24 protein-coding genes are annotated in these 18,655 nt (G+C 32.4%); 12 read left to right on the top strand and 12 right to left on the bottom strand.

Features of this window, described 5'->3' with window-relative positions:
* Together QZZ53_RS12875 and QZZ53_RS12870 are read left to right on the top strand one after the other, a co-directional pair.
* Positions 1-560, top strand: a 560-nt coding sequence (locus QZZ53_RS12875) for an ATP-binding protein (RefSeq protein ID WP_296385312.1), incomplete at its 5' end; no start/stop codon positions are given.
* Positions 561-628: 68 nt separating this feature from the next.
* Positions 629-1,276, top strand: coding sequence for a response regulator transcription factor (locus QZZ53_RS12870; RefSeq protein WP_296385311.1), 648 nt, complete (start codon positions 629-631; stop codon positions 1,274-1,276).
* On the opposite strand, the gene coaD is transcribed toward QZZ53_RS12870, so the two are convergent.
* Positions 1,269-1,724, bottom strand: a complete 456-nt coding sequence (gene coaD, locus QZZ53_RS12865; RefSeq protein WP_296385309.1) for a pantetheine-phosphate adenylyltransferase — start codon at positions 1,722-1,724, stop codon at positions 1,269-1,271. The genes QZZ53_RS12870 and coaD overlap by 8 nt on opposite strands.
* A 60-nt stretch (positions 1,725-1,784) precedes the next feature.
* Positions 1,785-2,762 carry a D-alanine--D-alanine ligase gene (locus tag QZZ53_RS12860; RefSeq protein WP_296385307.1) on the bottom strand — a complete coding sequence of 326 codons (978 nt, stop codon included), beginning with the start codon at positions 2,760-2,762 and terminating at the stop codon, positions 1,785-1,787.
* 136 nt (positions 2,763-2,898) lie between these two features.
* On the opposite strand from QZZ53_RS12860, the gene QZZ53_RS12855 reads away from it, so the two are divergent.
* The 5 genes from QZZ53_RS12855 to QZZ53_RS12835 all read left to right on the top strand — a co-directional run bounded on the left by QZZ53_RS12855 (position 2,899) and on the right by QZZ53_RS12835 (position 7,018).
* Positions 2,899-3,450 carry a PASTA domain-containing protein gene (locus QZZ53_RS12855; RefSeq protein ID WP_296385305.1) on the top strand — a complete coding sequence of 184 codons (552 nt, stop codon included), beginning with the start codon at positions 2,899-2,901 and terminating at the stop codon, positions 3,448-3,450.
* Positions 3,451-3,457: 7 nt separating this feature from the next.
* Positions 3,458-4,492: an RluA family pseudouridine synthase gene (locus tag QZZ53_RS12850; RefSeq protein ID WP_296385303.1), complete on the top strand. Its 1,035-nt coding sequence runs from the start codon at positions 3,458-3,460 to the stop codon at positions 4,490-4,492.
* A 271-nt stretch (positions 4,493-4,763) separates the two neighbouring features.
* Positions 4,764-5,522 (top strand): peroxide stress protein YaaA, encoded by a 759-nt coding sequence (gene yaaA / locus QZZ53_RS12845; protein ID WP_296385302.1) that lies wholly within the window; start codon positions 4,764-4,766, stop codon positions 5,520-5,522.
* 29 nt (positions 5,523-5,551) lie between these two features.
* Entirely contained in the window at positions 5,552-6,274 is a 723-nt protein-coding gene (locus QZZ53_RS12840; RefSeq protein WP_296385300.1) for a hypothetical protein, read from the top strand.
* A 63-nt stretch (positions 6,275-6,337) separates the two neighbouring features.
* On the top strand, positions 6,338-7,018 hold the full coding sequence (locus QZZ53_RS12835) for a uracil-DNA glycosylase family protein (RefSeq protein ID WP_296385298.1): 681 nt from the start codon (positions 6,338-6,340) through the stop codon (positions 7,016-7,018).
* A 33-nt stretch (positions 7,019-7,051) separates the two neighbouring features.
* Here the strand turns inward: QZZ53_RS12835 and QZZ53_RS12830 are convergent, their stop codons facing one another.
* On the bottom strand, positions 7,052-7,687 hold the full coding sequence (locus QZZ53_RS12830) for a hypothetical protein (protein ID WP_296385295.1): 636 nt from the start codon (positions 7,685-7,687) through the stop codon (positions 7,052-7,054).
* Positions 7,688-7,829: 142 nt separating this feature from the next.
* Here QZZ53_RS12830 and QZZ53_RS12825 point away from each other — a divergent pair, with 142 nt between their 5' ends.
* The 3 genes from QZZ53_RS12825 to QZZ53_RS12815 all read left to right on the top strand — a co-directional run bounded on the left by QZZ53_RS12825 (position 7,830) and on the right by QZZ53_RS12815 (position 9,612).
* The gene (locus QZZ53_RS12825) at positions 7,830-9,107 is read left to right on the top strand and encodes a DEAD/DEAH box helicase (RefSeq protein WP_296385294.1); all 1,278 of its coding nucleotides are present in this window, start codon (positions 7,830-7,832) and stop codon (positions 9,105-9,107) included.
* A 3-nt stretch (positions 9,108-9,110) separates the two neighbouring features.
* Positions 9,111-9,323 carry a DUF6500 family protein gene (locus QZZ53_RS12820; protein ID WP_296385292.1) on the top strand — a complete coding sequence of 71 codons (213 nt, stop codon included), beginning with the start codon at positions 9,111-9,113 and terminating at the stop codon, positions 9,321-9,323.
* A gap of 64 nt (positions 9,324-9,387) precedes the next feature.
* Entirely contained in the window at positions 9,388-9,612 is a 225-nt protein-coding gene (locus tag QZZ53_RS12815; protein WP_296385289.1) for a VF530 family protein, read from the top strand.
* Positions 9,613-9,616: 4 nt separating this feature from the next.
* On the opposite strand, the gene QZZ53_RS12810 is transcribed toward QZZ53_RS12815, so the two are convergent.
* The 9 genes from QZZ53_RS12810 to QZZ53_RS12770 form a co-directional block, all read right to left on the bottom strand.
* Positions 9,617-10,069, bottom strand: coding sequence for a tRNA (cytidine(34)-2'-O)-methyltransferase (locus tag QZZ53_RS12810; RefSeq protein WP_296385288.1), 453 nt, complete (start codon positions 10,067-10,069; stop codon positions 9,617-9,619).
* Between the two features lie 32 nt (positions 10,070-10,101).
* Entirely contained in the window at positions 10,102-10,314 is a 213-nt protein-coding gene (locus QZZ53_RS12805; RefSeq protein WP_296385286.1) for a hypothetical protein, read from the bottom strand.
* 1 nt (position 10,315) lies between these two features.
* Positions 10,316-11,077, bottom strand: a complete 762-nt coding sequence (gene trpA, locus QZZ53_RS12800; RefSeq protein WP_296385285.1) for a tryptophan synthase subunit alpha — start codon at positions 11,075-11,077, stop codon at positions 10,316-10,318.
* Positions 11,078-11,079: 2 nt separating this feature from the next.
* On the bottom strand, positions 11,080-12,267 hold the full coding sequence (gene trpB / locus QZZ53_RS12795; protein WP_296385283.1) for a tryptophan synthase subunit beta: 1,188 nt from the start codon (positions 12,265-12,267) through the stop codon (positions 11,080-11,082).
* A gap of 64 nt (positions 12,268-12,331) precedes the next feature.
* Complete coding sequence (locus tag QZZ53_RS12790; protein ID WP_296385280.1) at positions 12,332-12,952, bottom strand: phosphoribosylanthranilate isomerase; 621 nt, start codon at positions 12,950-12,952, stop codon at positions 12,332-12,334.
* Positions 12,949-13,734 carry an indole-3-glycerol phosphate synthase TrpC gene (gene trpC, locus QZZ53_RS12785; RefSeq protein WP_296385279.1) on the bottom strand — a complete coding sequence of 262 codons (786 nt, stop codon included), beginning with the start codon at positions 13,732-13,734 and terminating at the stop codon, positions 12,949-12,951. The genes QZZ53_RS12790 and trpC overlap by 4 nt, the downstream gene beginning before the upstream one ends.
* Complete coding sequence (gene trpD, locus QZZ53_RS12780; protein WP_296385277.1) at positions 13,731-14,723, bottom strand: anthranilate phosphoribosyltransferase; 993 nt, start codon at positions 14,721-14,723, stop codon at positions 13,731-13,733. The genes trpC and trpD overlap by 4 nt, the downstream gene beginning before the upstream one ends.
* A gap of 84 nt (positions 14,724-14,807) precedes the next feature.
* Positions 14,808-15,374 (bottom strand): aminodeoxychorismate/anthranilate synthase component II, encoded by a 567-nt coding sequence (locus QZZ53_RS12775; RefSeq protein ID WP_296385275.1) that lies wholly within the window; start codon positions 15,372-15,374, stop codon positions 14,808-14,810.
* A gap of 336 nt (positions 15,375-15,710) precedes the next feature.
* Positions 15,711-17,111, bottom strand: a complete 1,401-nt coding sequence (locus QZZ53_RS12770) for an anthranilate synthase component I family protein (RefSeq protein ID WP_296385272.1) — start codon at positions 17,109-17,111, stop codon at positions 15,711-15,713.
* Between the two features lie 401 nt (positions 17,112-17,512).
* Here QZZ53_RS12770 and QZZ53_RS12765 point away from each other — a divergent pair, with 401 nt between their 5' ends.
* Positions 17,513-18,064, top strand: a complete 552-nt coding sequence (locus tag QZZ53_RS12765; protein WP_296385269.1) for a TlpA disulfide reductase family protein — start codon at positions 17,513-17,515, stop codon at positions 18,062-18,064.
* Between the two features lie 79 nt (positions 18,065-18,143).
* The coding region (locus QZZ53_RS12760; RefSeq protein WP_296385314.1) for a redoxin domain-containing protein at positions 18,144-18,655 on the top strand (512 nt) is incomplete at its 3' end.

Raw genomic sequence — 18,655 nt, 5'->3', positions numbered from 1 at the left:
ATATAGGTGCGCAACTCACATTTATTATTTCATCTTTAGATAATTTAAAATATGGCTTTAAACTTCCAGAAAAATTAAGCAGTAAACTCAAATATATCAGTGAATTTACAACCACCACGATATACGAGTTAAGAGACACGATTTGGGCAATGAATAAAAGTAAAATAACGTTTGAAGATCTTCAAATAAGAATTTCAAATTTTATAGAAAAAGCTAATCTAGCAGCACAAAACATCGATTTTAAATTTAAAGTTGAAGACAGTGTCGATAGATCAATATCATTTACATCAGTAAGAGGCATGAATATCTACAGAATTATACAAGAAGCTATAAACAATTCAATAAAATATGCTGAAGCATCAGAAATAGAGGTTGTTATTTCTAAAGAAGAGCACCAAATGAAAATTACAATAAAAGATAATGGAGAGGGATTTGATAAGGGCAAAGTTGAGCTTGGTAATGGTTTATATAATATGAAAAAGCGTTCCATGGATATCAACGGAAGCCTAAATATAGATTCGACCATAAACATAGGAACAACAATAATTCTAAGGTTGTAAAATACGATGAATTACGTATAGTTTTAATGAATTAATTGTAAGACCTTTAGTTTTTAACTCAGTATATTATGAACACCAGAATAGCAATTGTAGATGATAATACCTTTTTAATAAAAGCGGTAGAAGAGAAGTTGTCTTTTTTTGAAGACTTACAAGTGAAGTTTAATGCAATGAATGGTGCAGATTTATTAGAGCAATTAGAAGACAACCATAATCTAGATTTAATTTTAATGGATATAGAAATGCCTGTAATGAATGGCATTGAAGCAACTGAAAAAGTGAAACAAAAATATCCACAGATTAAAATTATAATGCTCACGGTTTTTGATAATGACGAAAATATTTTCAATGCTATAAAGGCAGGAGCAGATGGCTATCTACTGAAAGAAATAAATGCTGGTGATTTACATTCTGGTATTTTAGAAACTTTAAATGGTGGCGCAGCTATGAATCCTTCAATTGCTCTTAAAACATTGAAGTTATTGCGTAACCCTTTTGTTGAAGACAAAGAAGAGAAAGAACAAATAAAACTCACAGATCGCGAAGTTGATGTGCTTGAGCATTTAAGTAAAGGTTTAAGCTACAATGCGATTGCAGAAAATTTGTTTTTATCTACAGGTACGATTAGGAAACATATTGAAAACATGTATCGGAAATTACAAGTGCATAATAAGCTAGAAGCTGTCCAAAAAGCTAGACGTAATAATATTATTTAACGACGACGCTATTAGGCACTAAAACAGTGTAGTCACCATTATTTCTAATAACATCGCGTACAATAGAGGAAGAAATATACGAGGTGTCTGCCGCAGTTAATAAGAATACAGTTTCAATTTTAGATAGTTTTCTATTGGTGTGAGCAATGGCTTTTTCAAATTCAAAATCTGCAGGATTCCTTAAGCCTCTAAGAATAAATTGAGCATCTATTTCTTTACAAAAATCTATAGTTAGACCTTTATAAGTTACAACTTTTACCTTAGGATGGTTTTTAAAAGATGCTTCAATAAAAGACTTTCGTTCTTCTAAAGAAAACATGTATTTTTTATCAGCATTAATGCCAATAGCAACAACGACTTCGTCAAAAAGTTTTATACCACGTTTTATAATATCGTAGTGGCCTAAAGTGATTGGGTCAAATGAACCTGGGAATAATGCTCTTTTCATTGACAAGGTTTTGTCGTTCCCGTAAAAATGGGAAATTTTTATTTATTTCAAAGATAACTATTAATTTTTCAAAGCTTCTTGAATTGCATTATCAAACAAATCCATCATGCTAATTCCGGCTTCAGCTGCCTGTTGAGGTAAAATACTTTCATTGGTTAAACCTGGTACTGTATTCACTTCGAGTAAATAAGGCTCATCATTTTTAAAAATGAATTCACTCCGAGAAAAGCCCTTCATGCCAAGTGTTTCGTAGATTCTTTTTGCAACGGTTCTTGTTTTTTGTTCATAATCTTCAGAAATACGAGCAGGAGTAATTTCCTGAGATTTCCCTTCATATTTAGCTTGGTAATCAAAGAAATCATTTTCAGAAACGATTTCGGTAATCGGAAGTACTTTGGTTTCACCTTTAAAAGAAATCACTCCAACAGAGACTTCTACACCATCTAAAAACTGTTCGATTATGATTTCGTTATCTTCTTTAAATGAGTTGTCAATAGCAGTTTGTAGGTCTTCTTTTTTATATACTTTAGAAATCCCAAAACTACTACCAGCTTTATTGGCTTTTACAAAACACGGAAGTCCAACTTTTGCAACAATAGTATTTTTGTCTATTGTATCACCAAGATTTAGATAATAGCTTTCAGCAGTTTTAATTCCATGAGGTTTTAACGTTGCGAGTAAATCACGTTTGTTAAAGGTCAAAGCAGCTTGGTACATACCACAACTAGTCTGCGGAATGACTAACAATTTAAAATAGGCTTGCATAAAACCATCTTCGCCAGGTGATCCATGAATAGCATTAAAAACACAATCAAAAGTGATTTTCTCAGAATTTATAGTCACTGAAAAGTCATTTTTATCTATAGAAAGTTCTTTGTCGCTATCATCAACATAGACCCATTTGTTCTTAAAAATATGAACGCGATATGCGTTGTATTTCCCTTTGTCTAAGGAGTCGTAAACAACGTTGCCACTTTTTAGGGAAATTTTATATTCGCTAGAATAACCTCCCATTATTATTGCAATATTTTTTTTCATTCTTTAATTTAAAAAGCTATAATGTAAAAGTATCATTTATTTTTAATAATCTAAATTTATAGTTGATACGTATTTTATTTGTACGACGTTATTATAACGTTATAATTTCTTAGTTTTGTCATCAATTATTTAGCTTATGAGTTTTGTTAAGTTTCTTACTAGTAAAGTGTTTTTTAAACAATTGGCATTGGCTATTGTTGCTATTGTTGTGTTATGTTTTATCATACTGAAGTGGTTAGATATTACAACCAATAATGGTGAATTTGTAATTGTGCCAGATTTAAAAGGTAAGTCAGTTGAAACTGTTAAGATAGAATTAAAAGATAATGACTTAACAATGGCAATTCAAGATTCAGCAAATTTTAATCCTAAATACCCTAAATATTCGGTTATAGAACAAAGCCCAATTGCAGGTGCTCAGGTTAAAGAAAATAGAAAGATTTACCTAATCTTAAACCCTTCTGGTTACAGAAAAGTAGAAGTGCCAAATATTCTGAAACGTACATTTAGACAAGCAAAACCACAATTGCAAGCCTTAGAATTTAAAATAGGAAAGATTACTTACATTGATAACATCGGAAAGGATGTTGTATTAGGTATGAAGCATGATGGAAAAACTCTAAAACCAGGAGCACAATTACCATTAACATCTACCATAGATTTGGTTTTAGGTAATGGTAAGCGATAAATAAGACATGCCAGATATTCTTAATATTCCCGAACAAGAAGACGAACTTTATGAGCATCATGCTTTTAGAGTTGTAAAAGGTCAACAACCACTTCGAATAGATAAATATTTAATGAATTTTATTGAAAACGCAACGCGTAATAAAATTCAAGCTGCAGCAAAAGATGGAAGTATTTTTGTGAATGATGTACCTGTAAAATCAAATTATAAGGTAAAACCAAACGATTATATTACTGTAAAATTTGAACATCCTCCACACGAGAATTTATTAGTAGCAGAAGATATTCCTGTAGATGTGGTTTACGAAGATGATGATTTACTAGTGGTTAATAAACCAGCCGGAATGGTAGTGCATCCAGGCCATGGAAATTATTCTGGGACACTTATAAACGCTTTGATTTTTCATTTCGAAAATTTGCCTAATAACTCAAGTGATAGACCAGGCTTGGTACATCGTATAGATAAGGACACAAGTGGACTTTTGGTTGTAGCCAAGACAGAGCATGCCATGGCACATCTCTCTAATCAGTTTGCTAAAAAAACGAGTGAGCGCGAATATGTCGCTTTAGTTTGGGGAAATATGAAAGAAGATGAAGGCACAATAGAAGGTCATATTGGTCGTCATCCTAAAAATAGATTACAAAACACAGTTTACGAAGGAGACGATATAGATAAAGGTAAACCAGCAGTAACGCATTACAAAGTTATTGAGCGTTTAGGTTATGTTACTTTAGTAAGTTGTAAGTTAGAAACGGGTCGCACACATCAAATTCGTGTGCATATGAAACATATTGGTCATACACTCTTTAATGATGCGCGTTACGGAGGAGAGCGTATCTTAAAAGGGACCACATTTACTAAGTACAAACAATTTGTAGATAATTGTTTTAAGATCTTACCAAGGCAAGCCTTACATGCTAGAACTTTAGGTTTTGAGCACCCAACAACAGGAGAATTCCTGAAATTCGAATCTGAAATTCCTGAAGATATATCAGAATGTATTGAGAAGTGGAGGCATTATGCCAAGCATCAAGATTCGTAGGAAACAAAAAATCATTCTTTTGTCATGCTGAATTTATTTCAGCATCTAACATATTCTTTAAATTCTAGATTAGAAAACGAGTTCAGAAATCAAAAATTCGAAGTAGTAAATAACAGATAAATAATCTTTTAGAGAGATAGACAATCGTTATATCACTATCAAGATTAGTTTTTACTAAAATTAGAAACTCTTTCATTTACATTGTACTTTTACATTTAAAGAAAATTTGTATAACCTTTAATGAGATTCCTGCTCTCGCAGGAAGTTGACTATGAAACTCGTATTATCACCAGCAAAGTCTTTAGATTTCGAAACAAAACTACCAACAACTAAGACTACAGAAGGTTGTTTTTTAGCAGAAGCTGAGCGTTTAAATAAATTATTAAAAAAGAAATCAGCCAAGAGCTTATCCAAGTTGATGCATATTTCGGATAATTTAGGTCAGTTGAATTACGAGCGCAATCAAAACTGGGAATTGCCTTTTACTTCTGAAAATGCAAGGCAAGCCATTTATGCATTCAGTGGTGATGTATACAGAGGCTTAGATGCGTATTCAATAAACACAAAAAAACTTGATAAAGTCGAAGATACAGTTCGTGTTATTTCAGGATTATATGGTTTGTTGAAACCATTAGATTTAGTGCAGCCATATCGTTTAGAAATGGGGACAAAAATGCCAGTAGGTAAGAACAAGAATCTATATGAATTTTGGAAAAAGAAAGTGACTCAAGCTTTAAACGATGAGTTAGAAGAGGATGAATTATTCTTAAATCTAGCAAGTAACGAGTATTTTAAAGCCATAGATATAAAGGCTTTAAAAGTACCAGTGATTAATATTGCTTTTAAAGAGTTTAAAAACGGACAGTATAAAATTGTTGCTATTTTTGCTAAGCTAGCTAGAGGTTTAATGACACGTTACATTATAGATACTGATGCTAAAACTATTGATGACGTTAAAGGTTTTAATTACGATAATTATGGTTTTAGTGAAGAATTGTCTTCAGAAAATGAACTAGTCTTTACGAGATAGTTGTTATATTTAATGACTAATTATCTTTTATGCGTTATTATATAATTATTGCTCTTCAAGCGTATTGTCTTTATCATATTTATAAAAATAGAAAACCTTATTATTGGTATTTTCTTGTTTTCTTTATTCCAGTTATAGGCCCAATATTTTATTTTATTATCAACATTTATAATAGAAGAGACGCTGAGAAAATTCAAAGTGAAATTACTTCAATTATAAATCCTACAAGGAAAATAAGAGACCTAGAAAAGAAATTAAAATTCTCTGATTCTTATTCAAACAGAATAGAATTGGCAGATGCTTATGTTGATAATGGTGATATGCCAAATGCTATAGTTAATTATAAATACACTTTAAAAGATATAGATCAAAGCGATTTATACGCAAGACAGCGACTAGTTTTATGTTATTTTCAGCTTGAAGATTATGTAGGAGTTATAGAGTATGCTGAATCTATTAAAGAAAAGCCTGAATTTAAAGGGTCAAAACAACAATTCTGTTATGGTTTGGCTCTAAAAGAATTAGATAAAGTAGAAGAAGCTGAGGTTCAACTAAAACAGATAGATAGACCTTATTCTAATTATGCAGAACGCTTAGAACTTGCTAAATTCTATATAGAGAACAACAGAGCTTCTGAAGGAAAAGAATTGCTTAACGAAATTTCTGTAGAATCACAGCACATGACAAAACCTAACAGAAGAATTTACAGAACTACAATTGTTGAGGTAGAACGTTTGTTGAAGTCTTTGTAATTATGTTTTGTTATTCCTGCGAAATACGAAGATTCACGAATTCACTTTTTTGACTAGAAACTAATGTTCAAACACAAACATCCATACCAACCATTTATTCAAAAAGACACCAAAAAACTAATCGTTGGGACGTTACCACCACCAAGATTTTCAACAGGAGACTTGTTAGAAAAGGATGTCAACTTCTGCTATGGAAGTTATTACAATTCACTGTGGTTATTTATAGAGAAAATCCATAACCTCAATTTACGTTACGATAATTCTAAAGAAGCGATAGACGAGCGCAAACAATTTTTAATTGAACATAAAATAGGAGTTTGCGACATCGTAGAAAGCGCAGAACGAGAAAAAATTGATGCTTCTGATATAGGAATGCAAAACATAAAACTAAGAGATGTCATTGGTTATTTAAAACAATACCCAAATATTGAAACCATTCTGTTTACAGGTGGTAAAAGTAAAAACGGACCAGAATATTTTTTTAGAAAACATTTAAAAGACTATAATTTAAAACTAGAATTGATTAATAACGAAGTGCCAAGAATTCATGAGTTCGTCATTCCGAACGAAGCGTGGGAATCTGCCAAATTAGAACGACTTATAAAAACCGTATCATTAACTTCTGGCTCAGGTGCAGCAAACATTTCTATTAGCAGATTACCACTTTATAAACAACTCAAAGCTAAAGACCCAAAGTTTAATACGTTCGATTTCAGAGTACTGCAGTATCGTGAGTTTTTATAGAATTCAAAAAGTAATTCTAATTAATCGACCCATTTAATCATTAAGTAATACTAAACCATTTATTAGCTCTTCGGCTTTAGGTCTGTAACTGTCTATTAAACTCTGAGAAGTGTAAGTGATAAATTGAATGGTACCACCATCATAAGAAAAATAATAACCATAGTAGGTAAATTTAATACCTTGTAAAGTACCAGCCATTTCTAATAACAACATTTTTAAGCCATTTACCATTCTATATTCTTCTTTAACTAAACGAATATCTGGTGCAGCTAGTTTTGCATTCTCTATTGCAATGTCCTTTAGATTTGAAATAGGAATACTCATTTTTTCAGTTATTAGCATTCCGTATAAATCTTCGCCTTTTAAACTTATTTCGTATTCTGCTTCTGGGTTATCTATGGCTTTTTCAAAATTCCATTCCTTAGGATTTAGCCAAACACCAACATCAACTCTAGTACTCTTTAATAAAAAATTAGATTTGCTTGGTTTTTTGAATTCTTTTGGGTTTAATTTCACTTCAGTAACTTCATTTAGATTATCATCTACGTATTTCCATGTTCCGTTGTCATATAGTAAAACTTCATCACCAGTTTCTGTTACCGCTTTTTTCTGAGCATTAATAGAGTTAAAACTAAATAGAAGGACTAATAAATAAATAAGGTTTTTCATTTGAATATATTTTGGTTGACGGCAATTTCGACAATTCTTTCAATAAAACAATGAATAGTATATTAGAAAAAATAACATGTACCTTTGCCAAAAATAAAGGAGTGACCTAATAAAGATAGAGTTTGCTTCATAAACTTTATATATGTCATTTAAATCATTAGGCTTATCTGAGCCTATTTTACGAGCAATCGAGAAAAAAGGATATGATACTCCTTCACCAATACAAGCCAAAGCCATTCCACCAGTTTTAGAAGGGAAAGATGTTTTAGCCTCTGCACAAACAGGAACAGGGAAAACAGCAGGTTTTACTTTACCTATGTTACACCTGTTATCCGAAAACCCAAAACAAAAATACAGGCCAATACGTGCTTTGGTATTAACACCAACACGTGAGTTAGCAGCACAGGTTTATGCAAATGTTAAAGAATATAGTGAGTTTTTAAACTTAAGAAGCGCTGTAATTTTTGGTGGTGTAAATCAGAAACCACAAGTTGCTACGATTAGACAAGGTGTCGATATTTTAGTAGCCACGCCTGGTCGATTATTAGATTTAGAAAGCCAAGGAGCTCTATCCTTAAAACGTGTTGAAATCTTTGTTTTAGATGAAGCAGATCGAATGCTAGATATGGGCTTTTTACGCGATATAGAACGTGTGATGAAACTGATGCAAGGCAAACGACAAAACTTAATGTTCTCAGCAACCTTTTCTAAGGATATTAAGAAGTTAGCGTATTCTATTCTTAATAATCCTGTACAGGTTGAAGCGACTCCAGAAAACACAGCTGTTGAGATTATAGAACAAAAAGTGTATCGCGTTGCAAAGGGTAAAAAGACAGGTTTAATTATTAAACTAATTTCTGATGGCAACTGGAAACAAGTTTTAGTTTTTAATAGAACCAAACATGGTGCTAATAAGCTTTGTAAAAAGATGATTAGTGCTGGTATTTCGGCAGCAGCCATTCATGGAAATAAAAGTCAAGGTGCAAGAACCAAAGCTTTGGCAGGATTTAAAAATGGATCAGTTAGAGTATTAGTCGCTACAGATATTGCAGCGCGTGGATTAGATATTCCGTTGTTACCTCACGTTATTAATTTTGAATTACCTAATATTTCTGAAGACTACGTTCACCGAATTGGTAGAACAGGTAGAGCTGGAGCTAGTGGTGAAGCAATCTCTTTAGTAAGTGCAGATGAAACTACTTATTTAAGAGATATAGAGAAGTTAATTGATATGAAAATTGATGTTGAGGTTATTGAAGGTTTTGAACCAGATCCTAATGCATCAAGAGAACCTATTAAACCAGGTCAGAATAGAAATAGAAGCCAAGGTCGTAATAGAAATTCTGGTCAAAGAAATTCTGGAAACTCTAAAAATTCTAACCGAAATCGAAACAGAAGACGTAACGATAATAGAGGTTAGGAAATGACAAGCACTTTAAAAAAGAAGATAGTAGAAGTCTGCAATAAGAAAATCGCTCAGAAAGGGACTAATGTTGGTGTCTCATTCTATGCGTTTTTTAAAAATAAGAATGACAATCCTGAATTATTAATGGAAGCTGCAACGTGGTGGATACAAACACACAAGCTCAATCATTTTGAAAAAGCAGTTAAGATTAAGGAATTGGTTCAAGATTAAATACGACTTTAGTATAAATAAAACTTAAATGGATTCCTGTCTTTGCAGGAATGATAAAAAAAATATGTCAACACAACCCAATAATCCACTTCACGGAGTAAAACTAGAACAGATTATTACTGATCTAGAAGCGCATTATGGTTGGGAGTATATGGGCTACCAAATCAATATACGTTGCTTTACAAGTGATCCCTCTATAAAGTCTAGCTTAAAATTTTTAAGACGTACACCTTGGGCTAGGACTAAGGTTGAGACTATGTATTTAGAGATGTTGAGTAAGAGGCGTTAATAGTTTAGGATAACTGTCTTAAACCTTCATAAACAATAATACCAACTGCATTGGCGAGATTGAGGCTTCGAATGTCTTTGCTATACAATGGGATTTTAAAAAGCTGATCTTGGCGTTTTTCAATTAATGGTTTTGGTAAGCCTATAGATTCTTTTCCGAAGACTAAGAACATGTCGTCAGTATAGTTAATATCCCAATGCGATTTTTTGCCATGACTCGATAAGAATACCATTTTAATATCCTTATTTTTTGCAAAGAAATCATCTGTAGAATCATAATAGATAACTTCTAAATGTTGCCAATAATCTAAACCAGCACGTTTAAGACGCTTATCATCGATTTCAAAACCAAAAGGTTTTACCAAATGTAATCGCGAGCCTGTAGCTAAGGCTAAACGACCTATGTTACCAGTGTTGTTTGGGATTTCGGGTTCTATGAGTACGATGTTTAATGCCATACTAGTTGTCATTCTGAACTTAATTCAGAATCTTATTTTTTAATTTTTACAAAAATTAATCTAATCAATAATATAAAAGGAAAGCCATGTAAAAGGACATCAAAGTAGTCTTTTGCTGTCATTCCATTAGCTCCACCAGCTAACCATTTTAGTTTACCAACAATATGTGGTTCTGGAAAAAATGGTGCTAACCCTAATGTTAGGCACAAAAGGATTGTGATTCGCCAATCGTTTAGTAATTTCATATTATAAAATGGTATTTACAAATGTATTAATAGTATCAATGCCATTATTGGTCACATGCTTTACAAATGCACTTCCTATAATAGCACCTTTTGCGTGTTTTGTAGCTTGTGTAAAGGTCTCGTTATTTGAAATTCCGAAACCAATGATTTGTGGGTTCTTCAGATTCATATTAGCAATACGCTCGAAGTATTCGGATTGTTCATCTCCAAAGCCCACTTTTGCTCCTGTTGTGCTTGCAGAACTTACCATATAAATAAATCCATCGGAAACAGAATCAATATAATGAATGCGCTCGTCTGAAGTCTGTGGTGTAATTAAGAACACATTGATTATACCATATTTTTCAAATATTGATTTATATTCTGAATGATATACATCTACTGGTAAATCTGGTATAATTAGACCATCAATACCAACCTCTTGACACTTCTTGCAGAAGGCTTCAACACCATATTGTAGCATTGGGTTAAAATAACCCATTATGATTAGTGGGATAGAAACAGACTTACGAATGTCTTTGATTTGCTTAAACAATACTTGACTTGTCATACCATTTTTCAAGGCTTGCGTAGAACTCGCTTGGATTGTTGGCCCATCTGCTAAAGGATCACTAAAGGGTAATCCTATTTCTATCATATCTACACCACTTTTTTCAAGATTCTGAATAATGGTTGAAGTATTATCTATATTTGGATAACCTGCTGTAAAATATATAGACAAGAGCTTTTTGTCTTCTTGTAATTTTTGGTTTATTCTGTTCATCGTTATAACTTAAAATAATCAATATAATTCTGTAAATCCTTATCACCTCTGCCAGATAAACTAATCACAACAACATCATCTGGTTTAAATGTTTTATGCTCAAAAATGGCTAATGCATGTGAGCTTTCAATAGCTGGAATAATACCCTCTAATTGGCATAATTCTAGTCCTGCTGTCATCGCTTCATCGTCTGTAGCCGAATAAAATTCACCACGACCTGTTTTATAGAGATGCGAATGTAGAGGACCAACACCAGGATAATCTAAACCAGCAGATATAGAATAAGGTTCGGTAATTTGTCCATCAGGTGTTTGCATTAAAAGTGTTTTGCAACCATGAATTATCCCTTCTTTACCAAGTGCAGAAGTTGCAGCACTTTCACCCGAATGAATTCCCTTTCCTGCGGCTTCAACAGCAATGATACCAACATCTTTATTATTTAAAAAGTGATAATAAGTTCCTGCAGCATTACTACCACCTCCAATACAAGCTACCACATAATCAGGATTTTCTTTACCTTCTTTTTCCTTTAATTGCCATTTTATTTCTTCTGAAATAATGGATTGAAACTTGGTCACCATATCTGGATATGGATGAGGCCCAATAGCAGAGCCAATAATATAATGCGTATCAACAGGATTATTTATCCAATCTCTAATCGCTTCATTTGTCGCATCTTTTAAGGTTTTACTTCCTGATAAAGCAGGAACCACCTTAGCACCTAGCATTTTTATACGTGCCACATTTGGTGCTTGGCGAGCAATATCAATTTCTCCCATATACACAATGCACTCAATTCCTGCTAACGCACAAACAGTTGCTGTAGCAACTCCATGTTGTCCTGCTCCAGTTTCGGCAATAATCCTGTTTTTACCAAGGCGTTTTGCCATAAGTATTTGGCCAATGGTATTATTTATTTTGTGCGCACCTGTATGGTTGAGGTCTTCTCGCTTTAGATAAATTTTTGTGTTATATTTTTCTGAAAGTCGTTTAGCAAAATAGAGTGGAGAAGGTCGACCAACATAATCTTTCAATAAAGCATTAAACTCTTCTTGGAATGAAGGTTCAGCCATAATCTTTAAATAGTTTTGACGTAATTCTTCTACATTTGGATAGAGCATTTCGGGAATGTAAGCTCCACCAAACTCTCCGTAATACCCTTTTTCGTTAATGTTGTATGTTTCTTTCATAGTTCTCTGTCATTCCTGCGAAGGCAGGAATCTATTTGTTTTCATGTCCATTGTGGATTTCGCATCAAGTGCGGAATGACAAATGGGCTTTGAATTTTTCTAATTCTTCTATGTTTTTTAGACCAGGTTCAATTTCAAATTTACTGTTGATGTCTATTGCGTAACAATATTTAGATTCCTGCCTTCGCAGGAATGACATAATGCTGTCAACCTCGTTTAATCCAATTCCTCCACTTAAAAAATAAGGTTTGGTTGATGGGTAATTATTTAAAACTTCCCAATTAAATGTGTACCCATTTCCGCCTGGGAATTTACCTTTGGTATCAAATAGGTAATAATCACAGACATCTTCGTAATCGTTTAGTACAGAAAAGTCAAATTCATCTTTTATAGAAAAAACTTTAATGATTTCTTTTTTAGTAGATTTTAATAATCTGCAAATTTCTGGTGACTCGTGACCATGTAACTGAATAGCATCGAGTTTGTGCCTTTCAATTTTATCTACAATAACTTCGACATTTTCATCCACAAAGACACCAACTCTTTTTATTGATTTTGGCAACTTGGGAATTGCATCTTCAAAATTTCTTGGTGAATTTTTGTAAAATATAAAGCCCAGATAGCTAGGTTGCAGTTTTGCAACTTCAGCAGTATTATATTTCATGCCGCAGACTTTTAATTTCATGATTCTAAGGTTTTAATAAACTCTGTAGCACTTAATCCTGGATTGTCAGTTTTCATGAAATTTTCTCCAATCAAGAAACCTTTGTAACCATAAGGTTGTAATTCTTTAATAGCTTCTACTGAACTAATACCACTTTCAGACACTTTTACGAAGTCATTAGGTATTTGCTTGCTTAATGCTTTTGAAGTTTCTAAACTCACTTCAAAAGTTTTAAGGTTTCTATTATTAACACCTAACATATCTAAAGAAGGCATAATTGATTTTTGTAATTCTACTTCGTTATGTACTTCCAACAAAACATCTAGATTAAGACTTTTAGCTAATTCTGAAAACTGTTTAATCTCATCTCTAGTTAAAATGGCCGCAATTAATAATATGACATCAGCACCGTAAGCTTTAGCTTCTATAATTTGATACGGATTAATTATAAATTCTTTTCTCAAAAGCGGAAGGTTGCAACTTGCACGTGCTGTAAGTAAATCATCCAAGGCTCCACCAAAATACTTGCCATCCGTTAATACAGACATGCCGCAAACACCAGATTTTTCATAACCACTAGCAACATCTTGCACATTTAAATCTTGGTTGATTACAGATTTAGATGGTGAACGTCTTTTGTGCTCAGCAATAATACCAGAGTTGCTAGTTCTTAAATTTTGAGTAAGCGAATTAGTCTCACGTCCAAATAAAACAGAGTGTTCTAATTGTCGAATTGGGATTAACGATTTACGTAAATCAACCTCTTTACGTTTGTCTCTTACTATTTTGTCTAAAATATTCATTTACTCAACTCAATAAGTTTACATAAGCTCTCTTTAGCTTTACCATTTTTCAATGATTCTTTTGCTAATTTGAAACCTTCTTTGTGTGAAATTTGTTTTGCGGTTGCTATTGCTAAACCTGCATTTGCACAAACTACATTATTATGCGCTTCTGTTCCTTCTCCATCAATGATTTTAGTGAAAAGTCTAGCAGCTTGTTTTACCGTATTTCCACCAAAAATTGCAGATTGCTCTATTTGATTTAGACCTAAGTCTTCTGGTGTGAATAGGGTTTCAGACGAATTTGAAATTACTTTTGTCTTTCCAGTTAATGAAATTTCATCATAACCATCTAATGCATGAACTACTGCATAATTTTTATCTGTTTCTTGATATAAATAGCCGTAAAGTCTTAATAACTCAAGATTAAAAACGCCGACTATTTGATTTTTAGGAAATGCTGGATTTACCATGGGACCAAGCATATTAAAAAACGTTTTTACTCCTAATTCTTTTCGAATTGGAGCTACATTTTTCATTGCTGGGTGAAAAAGAGGTGCATGTAACACACAAATACCAGTTTCGTCAATACTACGTTTTAAAAAGTCTATATCGTTTGTGAACTTTATACCTAAATGCTCCATTACGTTTGAAGAACCACAAGCAGATGATACGCCGTAATTACCATGTTTAGTAACGTTGATGCCAGCACCTGCAGTAACAAATGATGATAAGGTGGAAATATTAAATGTGTCTTTACCATCTCCACCTGTTCCACATAAGTCTATTGTGTTATAACCGTCTAAATCTACAGGAATACATAGCTCTAAAAGCGCATCTCTAAACCCACGAAGTTCTTCTAAGGTGATACTTCTCATCATATAAACGGTGAGGAATGATGCAATTTGACTTTGGTTATATTTCCCTAAGGATATATTAACTAATACATCTTTAGCTTCTTCTGCTGAGATACTTTCTTGATTAATTAGTCTGTTTAGTAGTTGTTTCATATTTGTCATTCCTGCGAAGGCAGGAATCTATTTAATTTAACTTCAATTAATAGTGGATTCCGAAACAAGTGCGGAATGACAACACTAGTTATTTACCCAATTTTCTAATATTTTTTTGCCATCTGGTGTTAAAACAGATTCTGGATGATATTGTACTCCTTTTACGTCGTACACTTTATGTCTTAAGGACATAATCTGTCCATTTTCATCAAACGATGTGGCTTCTAAGCTATCAGGTAAATTAGTGTTGACTACCCAAGAATGATAGCGTCCTACTTCAAAAGTTTTATTGAGCCCTTTAAAAAGTGACTCGTCATCAACTGAAAGTGTGATGTTTGTTGCAACACCATGATAGACATTATCTAGATTTTCTAGAGAACCACCAAAAACTTCACCTATGGCTTGTTGACCTAAACAGACTCCTAGGATACTTTTAGTTGGTGCATAAGTTGCTATAATTTCTTTTAGTAAACCTGCTTCATCTGGTATACCTGGACCAGGTGATAAAACAATTTTATCAAAAGCGTCAACTTCTTCAATCGTTAATTTATCATTTCTTTTTACAGTAACATCACAATCTAAGTCTTCTAAATAATGAACTAAATTATATGTAAAACTGTCGTAATTATCTATTACTAATACTTTTTTCATATTTATTTCCTGCGCAGGCAGGAATCTTATTAATTAAACTTGTTTTTTATTCTTTCTGTTCATTTTGTCTTGAAACAAAACGAACCAAAAATTCAAAACGATTTGTTAGGAAATTGCTAAAGCGCCATTCGTTTTCAAAGCTACATGCTTGAAGCTTCGCTTCGCAGTTCCGCTTCTTCGCTCTTTATTTCTGAAAATCGTTGATTCCGACTATGTCGAAATTTAGGACTTTCTCATTTGCTATGTGTTGTTCTGTTACCAATTTTATTGATTTCTTAACTCTTAACTCTTAACTCTTAACTCTTAACTCTTAACTCTTAACTCTTAACTCTTAATTCATATTTCTTTTGCTTGTTCAATAGCATTTGTTAGTGCACCAAGCTTATTATATACTTCTTGTAATTCGCTTTCTGGATTTGATTTTGCAACTAATCCAGCACCAGCTTGCCAAAATAGTTTGTGATTTTTACTTAAAAAGGTTCTAATCATTATCGCATGATTAAAATTACCTTCAAAGTCCATAAAGCCTATTGCTCCTCCGTAAAAACCTCTACTGGTCTTTTCATACTTTTCTATCAATTGCATTGCCATGTGTTTTGGAGCACCACTTAGAGTTCCTGCTGGAAAAGTATCTGCAACCACTTGCATGGTATCTGTTTTGCCGTGTATAGAACCAGTAACTTTACTTACTAAGTGAATAACGTGTGAGAAGAATTGTACTTCTCTATAATTTTCTACTGTGACGTTACTTCCGTGTCTACTTAAATCGTTGCGAGCTAAATCGACTAACATCACATGCTCACTATTTTCTTTATCGTCTTTAATTAATTCTTCTGCAAGTTCTGCATCTTTTAAATCATTACCAGATCGTTTAAAAGTACCTGCAATTGGGTGAATTTCTGCTTTGCCATCACTTACAACCAATTGAGCTTCTGGTGAACTTCCAAATATTTTAAAGTTTCCGTAATCAAAATAAAATAAATAAGGAGAAGGATTGATACTTCGCAATGCTCTATATACATTAAATTCATCTCCACTAAAGTTTTGTGAAAATTGTTTAGAGAGTACTAATTGAAACACATCACCTCTTGCACAATGCTTTTTTGCGAGCTCAACATGTTGTTTGTATTCTTCATCACTAAGGTTAGATTGAATATCCCCTTTAGTATTAAAATCGTAAGAGGCATATTGTCTCGTTTGAATTAACTGAAGAATTTCATCAATATTATTTTCGGTATCAAAACAATGTGCAAAAATATAGGCTTCGTTTTTAAAGTGATTAATAGCAATGATATTTTGATAAACTGCGTAATAGATTTCTGGAATAGCCACAGAATTTTCTTTTTTAGAAATCTCGATATCTTCAAAATACTTTACGGCATCGTAAGATGTGTAACCAAATATGCCGTTATTAATAAATTTAAAATTTTTATTTGAATCTACTTTGAAACGCTGTGTGAACTTGTGAATTTCCTCAACAACACTAACAGTATCTACATAATTATTTTTTGAGCTTCCATCTGGATAAGATTGAGAAATAACACCATCATTAACTTGAATTGAAGCAATTGGATTACAGCAGATATAGGAAAAACTATTATCATTAGCATGATAATCACTACTCTCTAATAGAATACTATTAGGGAATTTATCTCTTATTTTAAGATAGATGCTTACAGGAGTAATAGTGTCTGCCAGAATCTTTTTATAATGTGTATATAGACTAAATGTTTTCATTTATGCTGAATTTATTTCAGTATCGGGTTAAATTAAAAAAGGCTTGTCGTGAATGACAAGCCTTTTTTTATATTTTACATACAAGGATTATTTCACGAACATGAGTTTGAGAAATTCCACCACCAAGTATGATTTGTTATTGTTTTCATTTGAAAGCCAAATATAGAAATGAATTTTTTTATTTCAAACTATATCTTAGAAAAGATTCTTGAATCGGTAACTTTTGTGAACTTCATAATTTTAAGCCCAATAATCCATTAATTTTTTGTTAATTATTAATACTTCAATAAATGGATTAATAACTTTATAGCATGAAACGAGCATGTTCAAAATTTTTTCACTTAAGAAAATGTTTAATAATGAACAACATATGACAAATGAAAAACAATAAATATGAACACATGAAACGATTGATCATAGTTTTACTAATTAGTGTTTTATCATGTAAAAATGAGTCGTCCAATGCCGATTTGGTTGAGCCTAAAGATGTCAAAGAGGAACAAAAAGAAGTTGTAAGTTCTTCTGAACCTGATATAGATATAGAAATCTATGATTACGATGGATTAGAACCACTTATAAATATAAAGGATGATAAAGTCCATGTTGTTAATTTTTGGGCAACGTGGTGTGCACCTTGTGTAAAAGAAATGCCTTACTTTGAGAAGATAAATGAGAACTATAAAGACGAGGGAGTAGAAGTGCTGTTGGTGAGTTTAGATTTTCCAAGAAATTATGATTCTAAACTGAAGCCTTTTATAAAAAAAAATGATTTAAAATCTAAAGTAATTGCGTTTGATGATACGGATCAAAACAGATGGATTCCTGCAATTAATAAAGACTGGTCTGGTGCATTACCAGCAACAATTATTTACAATAGTGATAAACGACAATTTTACGAAAGGTCATTTACGCAAAAAGAACTTGAAACCGAACTTAAACAATTTTTAAAATAAATTTAATATGAATTTTATTAAAAAAAATAGCGAACACTTAAACAATAATAATGTTGTGAGTAAAACTTTAAAATTACTAATGGTTATGATGTTAGTGCTTACACTTTCAGCATTTACAACAAACACAGGAGATAAAGGTTATGATGTTGGTGATATAGCTACAGATTTTAGCTTAGAAAATATTGATGGAAATATGGTGTCTTTATCTAACTATAAAGATGCAAAAGGTTTTATTGTGGTTTTTACCTGTAACACTTGTCCTTATGCTGTAGCTTATGAAGATAGAGTAGAAGCACTTAACAAAAAGTATGCTGACAAAGGATATCCAGTAATTGCTATTATGCCAAATAACACAGAAATTAAGCCAGGTGATAATATGAAAGCAATGCAAGCAATGCAAGCAAGAGCTAAAGCAAAAGGATTTACATTTCCTTATTTAATGGATAAAGGTCAAGAAATCTATCCACAATATGGAGCGACTAAAACTCCACATGTTTATATTTTAGAAAAAACTAAAAAAGGTAATGAGGTAAAATATATTGGTGCTATAGACGATAATTATAAAGATGCAAGCCAGGTAAAGGTTAAATA

It is taken from the genome of Winogradskyella sp., assembly GCF_016744625.1.
Taxonomy (GTDB): Bacteria; Bacteroidota; Bacteroidia; order Flavobacteriales; family Flavobacteriaceae; genus Winogradskyella.
This window is presented reverse-complemented; position numbering and strand designations above follow the sequence as displayed.

What these genes read in the sequence shown, in the direction of transcription:
- QZZ53_RS12820 (WP_296385292.1), top strand. Translation starts at nt 9,111, where the DNA reads ATGACAAGCACTTTAAAAAAGAAGATAGTAGAAGTCTGCAATAAGAAA.
- QZZ53_RS12810 (WP_296385288.1), bottom strand. Translation starts at nt 10,069, where the DNA reads ATGGCATTAAACATCGTACTCATAGAACCCGAAATCCCAAACAACACT.
- QZZ53_RS12835 (WP_296385298.1), top strand. Translation starts at nt 6,338, where the DNA reads ATGTTCAAACACAAACATCCATACCAACCATTTATTCAAAAAGACACC.
- QZZ53_RS12870 (WP_296385311.1), top strand. Translation starts at nt 629, where the DNA reads ATGAACACCAGAATAGCAATTGTAGATGATAATACCTTTTTAATAAAA.
- yaaA (WP_296385302.1), top strand. Translation starts at nt 4,764, where the DNA reads ATGAAACTCGTATTATCACCAGCAAAGTCTTTAGATTTCGAAACAAAA.
- trpC (WP_296385279.1), bottom strand. Translation starts at nt 13,734, where the DNA reads ATGAATATTTTAGACAAAATAGTAAGAGACAAACGTAAAGAGGTTGAT.
- QZZ53_RS12825 (WP_296385294.1), top strand. Translation starts at nt 7,830, where the DNA reads ATGTCATTTAAATCATTAGGCTTATCTGAGCCTATTTTACGAGCAATC.
- QZZ53_RS12860 (WP_296385307.1), bottom strand. Translation starts at nt 2,762, where the DNA reads ATGAAAAAAAATATTGCAATAATAATGGGAGGTTATTCTAGCGAATAT.
- QZZ53_RS12805 (WP_296385286.1), bottom strand. Translation starts at nt 10,314, where the DNA reads ATGAAATTACTAAACGATTGGCGAATCACAATCCTTTTGTGCCTAACA.
- QZZ53_RS12830 (WP_296385295.1), bottom strand. Translation starts at nt 7,687, where the DNA reads ATGAAAAACCTTATTTATTTATTAGTCCTTCTATTTAGTTTTAACTCT.
- QZZ53_RS12790 (WP_296385280.1), bottom strand. Translation starts at nt 12,952, where the DNA reads ATGAAATTAAAAGTCTGCGGCATGAAATATAATACTGCTGAAGTTGCA.
- QZZ53_RS12850 (WP_296385303.1), top strand. Translation starts at nt 3,458, where the DNA reads ATGCCAGATATTCTTAATATTCCCGAACAAGAAGACGAACTTTATGAG.
- QZZ53_RS12770 (WP_296385272.1), bottom strand. Translation starts at nt 17,111, where the DNA reads ATGAAAACATTTAGTCTATATACACATTATAAAAAGATTCTGGCAGAC.
- QZZ53_RS12855 (WP_296385305.1), top strand. Translation starts at nt 2,899, where the DNA reads ATGAGTTTTGTTAAGTTTCTTACTAGTAAAGTGTTTTTTAAACAATTG.
- QZZ53_RS12775 (WP_296385275.1), bottom strand. Translation starts at nt 15,374, where the DNA reads ATGAAAAAAGTATTAGTAATAGATAATTACGACAGTTTTACATATAAT.
- QZZ53_RS12815 (WP_296385289.1), top strand. Translation starts at nt 9,388, where the DNA reads ATGTCAACACAACCCAATAATCCACTTCACGGAGTAAAACTAGAACAG.
- QZZ53_RS12765 (WP_296385269.1), top strand. Translation starts at nt 17,513, where the DNA reads ATGAAACGATTGATCATAGTTTTACTAATTAGTGTTTTATCATGTAAA.
- trpA (WP_296385285.1), bottom strand. Translation starts at nt 11,077, where the DNA reads ATGAACAGAATAAACCAAAAATTACAAGAAGACAAAAAGCTCTTGTCT.
- trpB (WP_296385283.1), bottom strand. Translation starts at nt 12,267, where the DNA reads ATGAAAGAAACATACAACATTAACGAAAAAGGGTATTACGGAGAGTTT.
- trpD (WP_296385277.1), bottom strand. Translation starts at nt 14,723, where the DNA reads ATGAAACAACTACTAAACAGACTAATTAATCAAGAAAGTATCTCAGCA.
- QZZ53_RS12840 (WP_296385300.1), top strand. Translation starts at nt 5,552, where the DNA reads ATGCGTTATTATATAATTATTGCTCTTCAAGCGTATTGTCTTTATCAT.
- coaD (WP_296385309.1), bottom strand. Translation starts at nt 1,724, where the DNA reads ATGAAAAGAGCATTATTCCCAGGTTCATTTGACCCAATCACTTTAGGC.